This window comes from Caulobacter sp. FV1ye6ST (genome assembly GCF_058681225.1).
The window spans coordinates 1088901-1102357 of sequence record NZ_CM178733.1 but is presented as its reverse complement, the minus strand read 5'-3'; the positions used below and the strand labels follow the sequence as shown (position 1 = coordinate 1102357).

Annotated in this window: 12 protein-coding genes; 10 read left to right on the top strand and 2 right to left on the bottom strand. The window is 66.8% G+C overall.

The genetic code is table 11. From position 1 onward, the window contains the following. The 10 genes from ACW175_RS05410 (at position 1) to ACW175_RS05365 (ending at position 8756) form a co-directional block, all read left to right on the top strand. A complete protein-coding gene (locus ACW175_RS05410; protein WP_492103600.1) occupies positions 1-1041 on the top strand; it encodes an SAM-dependent methyltransferase in 1041 nt (346 codons plus the stop codon). Then, positions 1038-1442, top strand: a complete 405-nt coding sequence (locus tag ACW175_RS05405) for a DUF2177 family protein (protein ID WP_492103599.1) — start codon at positions 1038-1040, stop codon at positions 1440-1442. The genes ACW175_RS05410 and ACW175_RS05405 overlap by 4 nt, the downstream gene beginning before the upstream one ends. Before the next feature lie 65 nt (positions 1443-1507). After that, complete coding sequence (locus tag ACW175_RS05400) at positions 1508-2062, top strand: sigma-70 family RNA polymerase sigma factor (protein ID WP_492103598.1); 555 nt, start codon at positions 1508-1510, stop codon at positions 2060-2062. Next, the gene (locus ACW175_RS05395) at positions 2059-2793 is read left to right on the top strand and encodes an anti-sigma factor (RefSeq protein ID WP_492103597.1); all 735 of its coding nucleotides are present in this window, start codon (positions 2059-2061) and stop codon (positions 2791-2793) included. Before ACW175_RS05400 ends, ACW175_RS05395 begins: the two co-directional genes overlap by 4 nt. Positions 2794-2978: 185 nt before the next feature. Next, positions 2979-4232 carry an allantoate amidohydrolase gene (locus ACW175_RS05390; RefSeq protein WP_492104900.1) on the top strand — a complete coding sequence of 418 codons (1254 nt, stop codon included), beginning with the start codon at positions 2979-2981 and terminating at the stop codon, positions 4230-4232. Then, complete coding sequence (locus ACW175_RS05385) at positions 4229-5464, top strand: pyridoxal-phosphate-dependent aminotransferase family protein (protein ID WP_492103596.1); 1236 nt, start codon at positions 4229-4231, stop codon at positions 5462-5464. Before ACW175_RS05390 ends, ACW175_RS05385 begins: the two co-directional genes overlap by 4 nt. After that, positions 5461-6372 carry an allantoinase PuuE gene (gene puuE / locus ACW175_RS05380; RefSeq protein WP_492103595.1) on the top strand — a complete coding sequence of 304 codons (912 nt, stop codon included), beginning with the start codon at positions 5461-5463 and terminating at the stop codon, positions 6370-6372. The genes ACW175_RS05385 and puuE overlap by 4 nt, the downstream gene beginning before the upstream one ends. Then, positions 6369-6893 carry a 2-oxo-4-hydroxy-4-carboxy-5-ureidoimidazoline decarboxylase gene (gene uraD, locus ACW175_RS05375; RefSeq protein ID WP_492103594.1) on the top strand — a complete coding sequence of 175 codons (525 nt, stop codon included), beginning with the start codon at positions 6369-6371 and terminating at the stop codon, positions 6891-6893. Before puuE ends, uraD begins: the two co-directional genes overlap by 4 nt. Position 6894: 1 nt before the next feature. Next, complete coding sequence (locus ACW175_RS05370; protein WP_492103593.1) at positions 6895-8082, top strand: urate hydroxylase PuuD; 1188 nt, start codon at positions 6895-6897, stop codon at positions 8080-8082. Then, entirely contained in the window at positions 8079-8756 is a 678-nt protein-coding gene (locus ACW175_RS05365) for a TetR/AcrR family transcriptional regulator (protein ID WP_492103592.1), read from the top strand. Before ACW175_RS05370 ends, ACW175_RS05365 begins: the two co-directional genes overlap by 4 nt. Here ACW175_RS05365 and ACW175_RS05360 read toward each other — a convergent pair. Both ACW175_RS05360 and ACW175_RS05355 read right to left on the bottom strand, forming a co-directional pair. Beyond that, on the bottom strand, positions 8753-9469 hold the full coding sequence (locus ACW175_RS05360; protein WP_492103591.1) for a YceI family protein: 717 nt from the start codon (positions 9467-9469) through the stop codon (positions 8753-8755). The genes ACW175_RS05365 and ACW175_RS05360 overlap by 4 nt on opposite strands. Positions 9470-9584: 115 nt before the next feature. Beyond that, complete coding sequence (locus ACW175_RS05355; RefSeq protein WP_492103590.1) at positions 9585-13391, bottom strand: hypothetical protein; 3807 nt, start codon at positions 13389-13391, stop codon at positions 9585-9587. Positions 13392-13457: the final 66 nt, after the last annotated feature.

Sequence of the window (13457 nt, the reverse complement as noted above, 5' to 3'; positions counted from 1 at the left end):
ATGAGCTTGATGAAGGCGGCGATCCACGCTTTCGAGGACGCGCCGATGCCTGACCTGGTGTCGCGCACCGCGATAGACATGCTGGTGGGCGACGTGCGCCGCCGGCTGTCCTACGCCCCGGCCGACGCCACCGCCCTCTTCGCCCGCGACATGGACCACCATCCGATCGCCACCCACACCGAGGACGCCAACGCCCAGCACTACGAACTGCCCGCCGTCTTCTTCGAGACCGTGCTGGGTCCGAACCTGAAATATTCCAGCGGCCTCTATCCGCCCGGCGCGACCAAGCTGGAGCACGCCGAGGCCGAGGCGCTGCGCGAGACCGCCGCCCACGCCGACCTGCACGACGGCCAGGACGTGCTGGAGCTGGGCTGCGGCTGGGGCTCGCTGTCGCTGTGGATGGCTCAGCGCTATCCGAACTCGCGGATCGTCAGCGTCTCCAACTCCGCCTCGCAGCGGGCCTTCATCGAGGGCCGCGCGGCCGAACGCGGGCTCGCCAACCTCACCGTCGTCACCGCCGACATGAACGACTTCAGCACGGACCGCCGCTTCGACCGCGTGGTCTCGGTCGAGATGTTCGAGCACATGTCCAACTGGCGCGCCTTGCTGGCGCGGGTGCGCGGCTGGCTCAAGCCGGATGGCTTGCTGTTCCTGCACGTCTTCACCCATCGTTCGACGCCCTACCGGTTCGACACCAACGACTCCGCCGACTGGATCGCCCAGTACTTCTTCGCCGGCGGGGTGATGCCCAGTCACGACCTGGCGCGGCAGTTCCCCGACCTGTTCACCGTCGAGGCCGACTGGCGCTGGAGCGGCGATCACTACGCCCGCACGGCCCGTCAGTGGCTGGCCAACATGGACGCCAACCGCGCCAAGCTCGATCCAGTGCTGGCCGAGGTCTACGGCAAGGACGCCGCCGTCTGGCGGCGGCGCTGGCGACTGTTCTTCCTGGCCACGGCCGGCCTGTTCGGCCATCGCGGCGGCGAGGAATGGGGCGTCAGCCACTACCGCATGCGTCCCGTTCAGGAGACCGCCCGATGATCCGCATCGCCGCCGGCTACGCGACCACCGCCCTGACCATGCTCATCCTCGACGGGTTCTGGCTGACCCTGGCCACGCCGCGCCTCTACAAGCCCCGCATCGGCGAACTGCTGGCCGACAAGCCGTCGCTGGGGCCGGCCGTCGTCTTCTACTTTCTGTACATCGCCGCCATTGTGGTGCTGGCCATCCAGCCGGCCTTGCGCGAGGGCGGCTGGCGACGCCTGCTGATCCACGCCGTCGTCTTCGGTCTCGTCGCCTATGCCACCTATGACCTCACCAACCAGGCGACGCTGAAGACTTGGTCGACCACCATCACGCTGGTCGACATGGCTTGGGGGACCCTGGTCACGACCGCCGCCGCCTCGGCTGGCTACGCGGTGATGCGCTGGATGGGGAAATAGTCCCGTTGTCAGACGGAGTTGACCATGCGAGCGTCCTGCCTCTTGGGACCGCGCGGGGACGTTTGATGAACGCCGACACCAGCCGGGCCTTGCTGTCGCGCGCCATCGCACGGGTGGCCAACCGCGACCCCGACGCGCTGAAATACGTCTATCGCCACACCTCCGCGAAACTGTTTGGCGTCTGCCTCCGTATCTTGAACGACCGCGAGGAGGCGGAAGACGTGCTTCAGGATGTGTATCTCACCGTCTGGAACAAGGCCGACCGGTTCGATCCCGAGCGCGCCAGCCCGATCACCTGGCTGGTCAGCCTGGCCCGCAACCGCTCGATCGACCGCATTCGCGCCCGAGGCGGCCGCGTGATCGCCGGCGTCGAGGAAGCCGAAGCCCTGCCCGACGGCGCGCCGCTGGCCTCGACGCTGGTCGAGGACGAGGATGACCGCCGCCGCCTCGAAGGCTGCCTGAACCAGCTGGATGCCAGGCACGCCAGCGCGGTGCGTACCGCCTTCTTCGAGGGCGTCACCTATGAGGCGCTGGCCAAGATGCTGGGCATGCCGCTGGGCACCATGAAGAGCTGGATCCGGCGCAGCCTGATCAGCCTGCGCGCGTGCCTAGAATCATGACCGACACCCTGCCTCCCGAAGGTGAAGACCGCCCCCTGGCTGGCGAATACGCCCTGGGTGTCCTCGACGCCGACGAGCGCGCGGACGCTCAACGCCGGATCGCCGCCGAACCGGCCTTCGCGCGCGCCGTCGAATGGTGGGAAGGCCGCCTCGCGCATTTGGCCGAACGCATCCCGCCCGTCGAGCCGCCGGCTACGGTCTGGCCGCGCATCGCCAACCTGGTCGGCGCCGCCGCGACTCAGAAGCCCTCGGCCTGGAGCAATGTCCGCCTGTGGCAGGGCGCATCCGCCGGCGCGCTCGCGCTCGCCGCGGCCAGCGTCGTCGCCCTGGTCGCGACGCCGCGCCCGGTCCCGCCGCCGGCCGTCGCTCCGGCCAAGCCGCCGCCCGCCGCCGAAGTGGCGCTGATCGCCGATCCAACCACCAGGCAGCCCGCCCTGGTCGCGACCCTCGACCACGCCGCCGGCAAGCTGATCCTGACGCCTGTCTCGATGAAGATGCCGGCTAGCCGCGACGCAGAACTGTGGATCATCCCCGACGGCCAGAAGCCCATCTCGCTGGGCGTTATCCCGCGGGACGCGTCCGCCCGCATCGCCGTACCGGCTATCCTAACCGGCGCCGGCCACTACACCGCCACACTGGCCGTCACCGACGAACCTCTAGGCGGCTCTCCCAGCGGCGCCCCCACGGGCTCGGTGCGCGCGGCGGGCAAGTTCGTGGCCCAGACGGAATAGCCGCTCTCGCCGTCACTAAGTAAGTCGTTTATGACTTAGCAACAGGCGCCGCCGCTCGATGGATGGCGCGTGTGGAGGCGCCCGCGCGTGATGAGCACGCCGGGACGGTTGCGGAACGGGGCTTCGAGGGTCTCTCCTGCTATCGCTGGCGTCTCGACGGCGAGAAGAGCGGGGTCGAATCGGGCGTGGCGGAAGCAATCGAGATTGGCGCGAGAGCCAAGGCGCGTTGCGACCTGCTGGGCGCGCCGCCCTACAGCGAGGCCGAGGGCCAGCTGACGCGACGGTTCCTGACCCCGGCGCACGAGGCCGCCCTGACCGCTGTGAGCGGCTGGATGCTGGACGCCGGCATGAGCGTGCGCCGCGACGCCGCCGCCAATCTGATCGGCCGCTACGAGGGCGAGCGCCCCGGCGCGAAGGCCCTGATGATCGGATCGCACATCGACAGCGTCCGCAACGGCGGCCGCTATGACGGCCCGCTGGGGATCATGCTGGGCATCGACGTGGTCGAGGCCCTGAACCGCGCCGGCCGCCGCCTGCCGTTCGCGATCGAGGTCACGGCCTTCGGCGACGAGGAAGGCTCGCGCTTCCCCGCCTCGATGAGCTGCAGCCGGGCGATCGCCGGCACGCTGGACGCCTCGGCGCTGGACATGAAGGACGCCGAGGGCGTGTCGGTGGCGCAGGCGCTGAAGGCGTTCGGCGGCGATCCGGACGCTATCGCCAGCGCGGCGCGCAAGCCCGATCAGGTGCTGGCCTTCCTCGAGGCCCATATCGAACAGGGTCCGGTGCTGGAAGCCGAAGGTCTGGCCCTGGGCGTCGTCACCGCCATCGCCGCTCAGAAGCGGCTCATGGTCCGCATCGAGGGGACCGCGGGTCACGCCGGCACCACGCCGATGAACCTGCGCAAGGATCCCGGTCCGGCCGCCGCCGAGGCGATCCTGGCCCTGGAGCGGATCTGCCGCGCCGGGACCGATGGCCTGGTCGGCACGGTCGGCCGCATGACCGCCCTGCCCGGCGCGTTCAACGTCATCCCCGGCGCGATCGAGTTCTCGATGGATATCCGCGCCGAGACCTCCGCGACCCGCGACGAGGCGGTGATCACCATCGGCGCCGAGATCCATGCCATCGCCGCCAAGCGCGGCCTTTCGGCGAGCGTCACCCTGATGCAGGCCCTGGCCGAAAGCCCGTGCGATCCGTCGCTGATGAGCCTGCTCGACGAGGCGCTCGCCGACCTGTCCCTGCCCGCCCGTCGCCTCCCCTCGGGCGCGGGTCACGACGCCATGGTGATGACCAACCTGTGCCCGGTCGCCATGCTGTTCATCCGCTGCGAGGGCGGGATCAGCCACAACCCGGCCGAGGCCGTCACCGAGGCCGACTGCGCCTTGGCGGCCCGGGCCATGCTCCATTTCATTGACAAGCTAGAACGACGCGAACGCGCATGACCCAAGACGCCAACGGTATTTTCAAAGAACTCGACCACCCCGCCCGCCTGCTGATGGGGCCTGGCCCGATCAACGTGCACCCGCGCGTGCTGCGGGCCATGTCGGTGCAGCTGCTGGGCCAGTTCGACCCCGAATTCACCGGCTATATGAACGAGGTCATGGCGCTGTATCGCGGCGTGTTCCAGACCACGAACCATTGGACCTTCGTCATCGACGGCACCTCGCGCGCGGGCATCGAGGCGGCTCTGGTCTCGACGCTTTCGCCAGGCGACGACGTCGTGGTGGTCAATGCCGGTCGCTTTGGCCTGCTGCTGGCCGAGATCGCCGAGCGCTGCGACGCCAAGGTCACCTTCGTCGAAGGCGAATGGGGAACCGTGGTCGATCCGCAGGCGGTCGAGGATGCTGTCAAACGGGTCAAGCCGCGCCTGGTCGCCTGCGTGCATGGCGACACCTCGACCACCATGGCCCAGCCCCTGGCCGAGATCGGCGCGATCTGCCGCGCGCATGGGGCGCTGATGTATGTCGACGCCACCGCCACCCTGTCGGGCATGGACGTTCCGGTCGACTCCTGGGGCGCGGACATCGTCACGGCCGGCCTGCAGAAGTGCCTGGCCGGTCCATCGGGTTCGGCCCCTATCACCATCAGCGACCAGGCCGCCGAGCACATCTTCTCGCGACGTCACGTCGAGAAGGGTCTGGCTGGGGCAAGCGCCGTGACCGGCAATGGCCGCCGCATCGCCTCCAACTATTTCGACCTGGCGATGATCATGGACTACTGGTCCGACAGGCGCCTGAACCACCACACCGAATGCGCGCCGATGCTGTTCGCCGCCCGCGAATGCGCCCGGCTGGTGCTGGAGGAAGGCCTAGGCCCCCGCATCGCGCGCCACGCTCAGGCCGGCGCGGCCATGGCCGCCGGCCTCGCGGCGATGGGCCTCAGCCTATATGGCGACCAGGCCCACAAGATGACCAATGTCACGGGCATTTGGGTCCCGAACGGCGTCGACTACGACCGGGTCAAGGCCCGGATGCGCACAGACTTCGAAATCGAGATCGGCTCGGCCTTTGGTCCTCTGACCGGCAAGATCTGGCGCATCGGGACCATGGGCGTGAACGCCCGCAAGCATGCGGTGTTGCAGACGCTCGCGGCGCTGGAGGCGGTGCTGCGCTGGGAAGGCTTCAAGGCTCCGGCCGGCGCGGGCGTCGACGCGGCGGCGAAGGTCTTCGCATGAGCTATCCGAGAGACATGATCGGCTATGGCGAGCACCCGCCCCAAGCCAACTGGCCCAACGGCGCCCGCGTGGCCGTGCAGTTCGTGCTGAACTACGAGGAAGGCGCGGAGCGTTCCATCCTGCATGGCGACCCGGTCAGCGAGTTCTTCCTGTCCGAGATGGTCGGCGCGCAGCCCATCGAGGGCATGCGAAACATGTCGATGGAGAGCCTCTACGAATACGGCTCGCGCGCCGGCTTCTGGCGCATCCGGCGACTGTTCGAGGAATTCGATCTGCCCCTGACGGTATTCGGCGTCGCCCAGGCCATGGAGCGCCACCCGGACGCCGTGGAGGCGATGATGACATCCGGCTGGGAGATCGCCAGCCACGGCTATCGCTGGATCGACTATCAGCACTTCACGCCCGAGCAAGAGCTGGAGCACATCCAGCAGGCCATCGATATCCAGACGCGGCTGACGGGCGAGCGCCCGCTGGGCTGGTACCAGGGCCGCACCAGCCCCAACACCGCGCGGTTGGTCGCCGAGGAAGGCGGCTTCGTCTACGACGCCGACAGCTATGCCGACGATCTGCCCTATTGGGACGATCAGCACGGCCGCGCCCAACTGATCGTGCCCTACACGCTGGAAGCCAACGACATGCGCTTCACGGCCGCCCAGGGCTTCAACACCGGCGAGCAGTTCTTCACCTATCTCCGCGACGCCTTCGACGCCCTCTATCTGGAAGGCGAGACCGCGCCGAAGATGATGAGCGTCGGACTGCACTGCCGCGTGGTCGGCAAGCCCGGCCGCATCGGCGCCCTGCGGCGGTTCCTGGAGCACATCACCCGTCGCGACCGCGTCTGGGTGGCCAAGCGCATCGACATCGCTCGCCACTGGATCGCGGCCCATCCCTATGAGGTGAAGGCATGAGCGGCGCGCCGCCCCTGACCCTGGCTCGGCTGAACAGCATGAACCAGACCGGCTTCACCACCGCCCTGGGCTTTGCTTTCGAGCTCTCCCCCTGGGTGGTCGAGCGCGCGTTCGACGAGCGGCCCTTCGCCAGCGTCGAAGCTCTGCACGGCGCGATGATGGCCGTGTTGGACGCCGCGACCATCACCGACAAGCTCGCCCTGATCCGCGCCCACCCGGAGTTGGCCGGCAAGGCCGCCATCGCCAAGCAGCTGACCGCCGAGAGCAACGCCGAACAGGCCAGCGCCGGGCTCGACAAGCTGACCTCGGACGAGTTCGCGCGATTCCACGAGCTCAACGCCGCCTACGCCACGCGCTTCGGCTTTCCGTTCATCATCGCCGTGCGGCTGAACGACAAGACCGCGATCCTGGCCGCCATGCAGGCCCGCCTCGCCAACGACGAGGCCGAGGAGATCGCCGAGGCGATCCAGCAGATCGGCCTGATCTCCAAACTCCGACTGCTCGACGCGGTGGCGCAATAAGATGGACTACGACCTTCCCGGCTGGCTGAACCTTTGCCTGCGCTGGCTGCACGTGATCGCCGGCGTCGCCTGGATCGGCGCCTCGTTCTACTTCGTCTGGCTGGACAACAATCTGCGCGCGCCCGTCCCCGAGAAGGACGGGGTGAAGGGCGAGCTGTGGGCCGTTCATGGCGGCGGTTTCTACCATTCTCAGAAGTACATGGTGGCCCCGGCGCACATGCCCGACCACCTGCACTGGTTCAAATGGGAGGCCTACACCACCTGGCTGTCGGGCTTTGCTTTGCTGATCGTGCTCTACTACTGGCAGGCGCCGGTCTATCTGATCGACACCGCCAAGCACGCCTTCAGCCAGCCGGCCGCTATCGGTACGGGCCTGGCTTTCATCTTCGGCGGTCTGGCGGTCTACGAGGCGCTGTGCCGCTCGTCCCTGGGCCAGCGCGGCGTGTGGTTCGGGATCGTCTGGTTCGGCGCGCTGACGGCGGCGGCCTACGTCCTGTCCAAGCTGTTCAGCGACCGGGGCGCCTTCATCCACGTGGGCGCGATCATCGGCACGGCCATGGTCGCCAACGTGTTCCTGGTGATCATCCCCAACCAGCGCAAGATCGTCGCCGACATGCTGGCCGGCCGCCCGGTCGATCCGCGCCTGGGCGCGATGGGCAAGCAGCGATCGGTGCACAACACCTACATGACCCTGCCGGTCATCTTCATCATGATCAGCAATCACTATCCGATGGTCACCGGCCATCCGCTGAGCTGGCTGCTGCTGGCCATGATCAGCGCCGGCGGGATCTCGATCCGGCAGTTCTTCCTGCTCAAGCACCACGGCAAGATCCGACACGACTTCCTGTTCTACGGCGCGATGCTGGTGTTCGCCGCCACGGTCGTGGCCAGCACGAAGCCCAAGGACAGGGTCGAGATCACCACGCCGGTGCCGTTCGCCACCGCCCAGGCGATCGTCCAGAAGCACTGCGTCATGTGCCACAGCGCCACGCCGACGCACGCGGGCTTCTCGGCGCCCCCGTTAGGCGCGACCTTCGACACGCCTGAGCATATCCAGACCTACGCGCCGAAAATCCGTGAGCGGGCGGTGCTCTCGACCGGCATGCCCCTTGGCAACGAGACGAGCATGACTGTAGAGGAGCGCGCCCAGTTGGGCGCCTGGATCAATCAGGGAGCCAAGATCCCGTGACCGACGCCGTCCTGGACGCGACCACGAAGACCGAGGGTGACGCCGCGCCTCGCAAGCGCAACGCCGAGCGCACCCGCAAGGCGATCCTCGCCGCGGCCTTGAAGGAGTTCGCCCAGGCTGGTTTCGCCGGCGCCCGCATCGAGCGGATCGTCAAGGCCGCCAAGTGCAACATCCGGATGCTGTACCACTACTTCGGGGACAAGAAGGGCCTGTACATGGCCGTCCTCGAAAGCGCCTATATGGACCTGCGCACCCGCGAGGCCGAGCTGAAGATCGACTTCGACAAGCCGCTCGACGGCTTTCTGGAATTGCAGCGCTTCACCTTCGACTATTTCGAGAAGAACCCGCGCTTCGAGGGACTGCTGCGGAACGAGAACCTGCAGCACGGCAAGTTCGCCGCCCAGTCGCGCGTGGTCACCGAGACCGCCTTCCCCCTGCGCCGCACGATCGAGAAGCTGATCGAGAGCGGCCAACGGCAAGGGATCTTCGGTCCGAACCTCGACCCCGTGCAGATCTACGTGACGATCGCGGCCATGAGCCGCTTTCACCTGGCCAACGGCTATTCGCTGTCGGCGACCCTGGACACCGACATGAGCGCCCCCGAGTGGCGCAAGGCGCGGCTGGACCACGCCCTGGGCCTGCTCGAAGCCTATCTCACGCGGGGGGCGCGTTAGGGCTTGGGCGTCGCGGCTGCCCGACCCGTGGCCAGCGGCGGACCGCTGAACTCGGCCTCGATCGTCACCTGGACCTCGTCGCTGACGCCCATGGTCGTGCCCGGCGCCGGGACGCCATAGGCGATGCCGAAGTCCGAGCGCTTGAACGCGCCCTTGGCCGAGAAGCCGACGCGGGCGTGCGGATCCATCGGATGGCCCGGATAGCCGCCGTTATAGGTCACATCCAGCACGACCGGCTTGGTCACGCCATGCAGGGTCAGGTCGCCGGTCACCTTGCCGGTGTCGGGACCGGTGATCTCGACCTTGGTCGACTTGAAGGTGATGGCCGGATAGGTCGCCGCGTTCAGCCACTGCGGCCCGGCCAGCGTCTGCTGGAAGCCGGCGGGCGGCGACGGCAGCGTCAGCGATCGCGGATCAATCGTCGCTTCCAGCGTACTGACGGCTGCGTTGTTCTGGTCGAACCGCAGCTTGGCGTCGAAATCGGCGAAGCCAGCTGTGTAGTTCGAGAAGCCTAGGTGGCTGACCTTGAACACCAGCGACGCGTGCGACTTGTCCAGCGTGTAGTCGCCGGCCGGGATGTCGGCCTTGGGCGGCTTCAGCGCGGTCGCGGCCGGCGCGGCGACGACGGGCGCCTCGGCCTTCTTGTCGGCGTCGGGCTGGGGCGAGCAAGCGGTCAGGGCCAGCATCGCGACCACGGGCAGGATCGATTTCATACGCTTCCTCCAAGGAGCCCGATCGTCGCGACGGGCGTCCGACCGGAGCAAGAAGCCCCTACGCCGACGCCAGGTCAACGTAGGGGGCGCGAGAGAGGTTGCGGTGGGAAGTCGGTTAGGCGGCCATGAACATGTCGGCCGTCACGAGGGACGAGGAGACGTTCTTGAGCAGGACGACCTGATCGTAGCCAGGACGTAACGGGTCGTCGTCGGCGATGACGTAGGTGTCGGCGCCAGCGCCGATGACGAGGTATTTATGACCTAAGACGCCCGTAAGGTACTCGTTGCTGTAGGCTTCAATCACGAGTTGCGATAGGGCGGTAAACGTTCCATTGGCGTTCACACCCAGTGTCGCATGGAAGATGTCTGTGTTTTGGACCACCGCTGGCGCGCCGGAGAACGCCAGCTTGTCATCCGAACCGAAGTCAGTGATCGTGTCGAAGTTCTGAAGCTTCGGGTTGAATAGACCTTCGCCCGCCAAGAACTTGAAGACGTCCGCGCCGGCGCCGCCGGTCAGGACATCATTGCCCTTACCGCCGTTGATGATGTCGGCGCCGCCTTTGCCGTTGATGAAATCGTCCAGCGCCCCGCCTGCAAGGACATTGGCGCCGTCGTCGCCGTCGAGCGGCAGGGCCACGTTCGGAATGAAGGTCGTCACGTCGATCTTGTCGAGCGTGGTGTTGGCCAGCTTGACCACGTTCTCGATGACGCCCGTCGTACCGTTAGGCTTATAGAACACATAAACGTCCGCTCCGACCTGATAGGCTAGGTAGGCTGCGGTTCCCGCCCCGATAGGCTGCGTGGCGTCCGCGAGGGCCTCCTGCCAGCTGTTCGCCGGCAGCCTGCTGATCTGGAAGCCCGTCGCGAGCGAACCGAACGACAGCTTGTCGCTGGCCTCCCAGTCGGTGATCACGTCGACACCCGCGTCGCTAGTGGCCGACCAGGTCGTGTCGCCGGCGCCGAACACGAAGGTGTCGACGCCCTTTCCGCCGATCAGGGTGTCGGCGCCCTTGCCGCCGGTGATGATGTCGTCGCCGCCGTAACCGAACAGCTTATCGGCTTGCTCGGTCCCCACGATGACGTTCGCCGCGTCAGATCCCCCGTCCGGGTTCATCCTGTCCAGGTTGAGGGACAACACCTCTTGGCCATTGAACAGGACCATGCGGCGGCCGTCGTCGCTGAGCGTGACGCGATCGCCGAACTGTGAGCCCGAATTCCAGAACTCGCCCTGCTTGATGTCAAAGCTCAGAGAGTAGGCATTCTCAAGCGACCAGTCGGCGGTCGAATATTCGAAGATCCGGTCTGACGCGTGATCAACCACGAAGAAGTGCTTGCCGTCTGCGCTGAAATCCATGCCGAACAGACCAGAGATTTCCGGGTGCAACTTGGTAAGATCGACGAGGTACTTCAGATTTCCGTCATACACGTTGAGCTGGTTCGGATAGATTCCTTGCGCAACGAACGCGCCATTGCCGGAAATGGCCTGGATCCCGAAATTGAACCCCGAGACTCCGTCGGCGTAACCGCCGTGGCTTGCGGTAACCCCCTTGCCTGCGGTGAGGATGAATAGGGGCGCGTCGGAGATGTTCTGCGGGGCCACCAGAATGACGCCGCCGTTGTCACTGGCCGAGAGTACCCCGCTTTGCGAGGTCAAGTTCCCCGGAACGTCGAAGTTTCCCGTCTTCGAGAACTGGCCGCTCGCCAAGTCCAGAGACCACACCGGGGTAAAACCGGACCCCGCGAAATCCTGAGTGAGGATGACCTTGCCGTTCTCTTGGAAGGCTGCATCTGCAAAGCCGCGATCGTACCCAGTGGCTGTAGTTGCATAGTTGCGAACGGCTCCGGTCGTCAGATCAAGAACGTGGACCTGGACGGTCGCCTTAAAGCCCCACTGATCTCCGGTTGCAGCTTCTACCGCCCGTTCGGCGACGACGAGATAATGGCCTTCCGGCGACAGATCCATGCCGCCCAAGGTCGTTCCCACCTTCCAGCGGCCGAGTGTTTGGGCGGTCGCGGCATTGAAGGCAGTGACGTAGCCGTCCTTGTCCGACACATAGATGGTCTGGCCGTCCGCCGAGACGATGGCGTCCTGCAGAACGCCTGCACCGGCGCTGATGATGGACTTGGGTGCCGCAGCCTCGACCAAGTCATCCACCGTCACCGTCGTCGCCGACGGCGACAGCGTCACCGTCTTGTCGTTGAACTTCAGGGTCTCGATGTTCAGCAGGGTGTCGACGCCGTCCAGCCCCTTCACCGTCCAGGTCCCGTTGATGTTCAGCGTCCAGCTGTAGTCCGAGGCGTTGCCCCAGAAGATCGCCGTGTCGACACCGGCGCCACCGTCCAGGATATCGTTGCCCGAGCTGCCTTCCAGCGTGTTGTCCTTGGCGTCGCCGATCAGGATGTCGCCCAGGCTGGAGCCCCGGAGGCCTTGGATATTGATCAGGGTGTCCATGCCCGCGCCTTGGGTGTCCTGCGGCGCGCCGGCCTTGGAAAGGTCCACCCTGACGCCAGGGCCGCCCTCGTACGAGGCGATGTCGAAGCCCGCGCCGCCGTCCAGCACGTCATCGCCCGCGCCGCCGTTCAAGATGTTGCCGCTCGCGTCGCCGGTCAGGTGATCATTTCCCGCGCCGCCCGTGACGTTCTCGAAGTTCCGCGCCACCATGTGGACGCCCGGCGCGATCAGCTGATCGCCGGTGTTCCTCAGGTCGAAGGTGATGTCGTAGACAGCCGCGAACGACAGGAGGTCTACGCCGGCGCCGCCGTCGACCGTCGTCAGGCCCTCGCTTCCGGGTCCGGTCCACACGATGACGGTGTCATTACCCTCACCGCCCAGCAGCAGATCGCCAGGCTCGCGGAAGCTGCCTCGCAGAATGTCGTCGCCATCGCCGCCGTCCAGCGTGTCGTGACCGCCCACCGCGGTGAGGACGTCATCGCCCGCGTCGCCGAACAGATAGTTCTCGGCGTCATTGCCGACGATCGTGTCGTCGTGGGTCGAGCCCGTCACCAGCTCGATCGAGGACAGCGTGTCCTTGATCGAGCCGTCGGTGCGGCTGGTGGCGGTGTTGCGAGACAGGTCGATATCGACCCCGACGTCGCTCATCGCATAGTCGATCGTGTCGTTGCCGGCCCCGCCGTCGATGACGTTCACGCCCGCGCCGCCCGCGAAGAAGTCGTCGCCCGCGCCGCCGGACAGGGTGTCGTTTCCAGCCGCGCCAAACAGGTAGTTGCTGCCAGCGTCGCCCGTCAGGGTGTCGTCGAACGCCGAACCCCACACGTTCTCGACACCCGTCAGGGTGTCCTTGCCGGCGCCGACCGTGTCCTGGGCCGAGGTCTTGGTCAGGTCGACCTTCACGCCGGCCGTGGCGTCCTCGTAGGAGGCCCAGTCACTGCCCGCGCCGCCCTTGATCACGTCGTCGCCCGCCCCGCCGACCAGCCAGTCGTCGCCGTCGCCGCCGTCCAGTGTGTCGGCGCCGGCCGAGCCGAACAGGGTGTCGTCTCCCTTGCCGCCGCTGATCGTGTCGGCGCCGTCGTCGCCAATGATGACGTTGTCCTTGGCGTCGCCGATGAGCGTGTCGTTGAAGGCCGAGCCGTGGAGGTTCTCGATCGCGGTCAGCCTGTCGGTCCCGGAGCCGCCCGTGTTCTGCGCGCCGGTGATGTTGAGGTCGATCTTCACGCCGGCCGTGGCGTCATCATAACCCGCCCAATCGCTGCCGGCGCCGCCGTCGATCGTGTCATTTCCAGGGCCGCCCTGGAGGTAGTCGTCGCCGTCGCCGCCCTGCAGGATGTCGTTGCCGTCATTGCCGGCCAGGACGTCGTCGCCCGCGCCGCCCTTCAGGGTGTCGTTGCCGCCAAAGCCGTAAATGACGTCATCGCCCGCGCCGCCGTTAAGAACGTCCGCGCTTTCCGTGCCCCGAATATCCATCGCCTCAACCCCTCGCCACACACTGCAACCTCAGCGTGACCTAGCGAGTGCAAGAGGCGGGCCGGA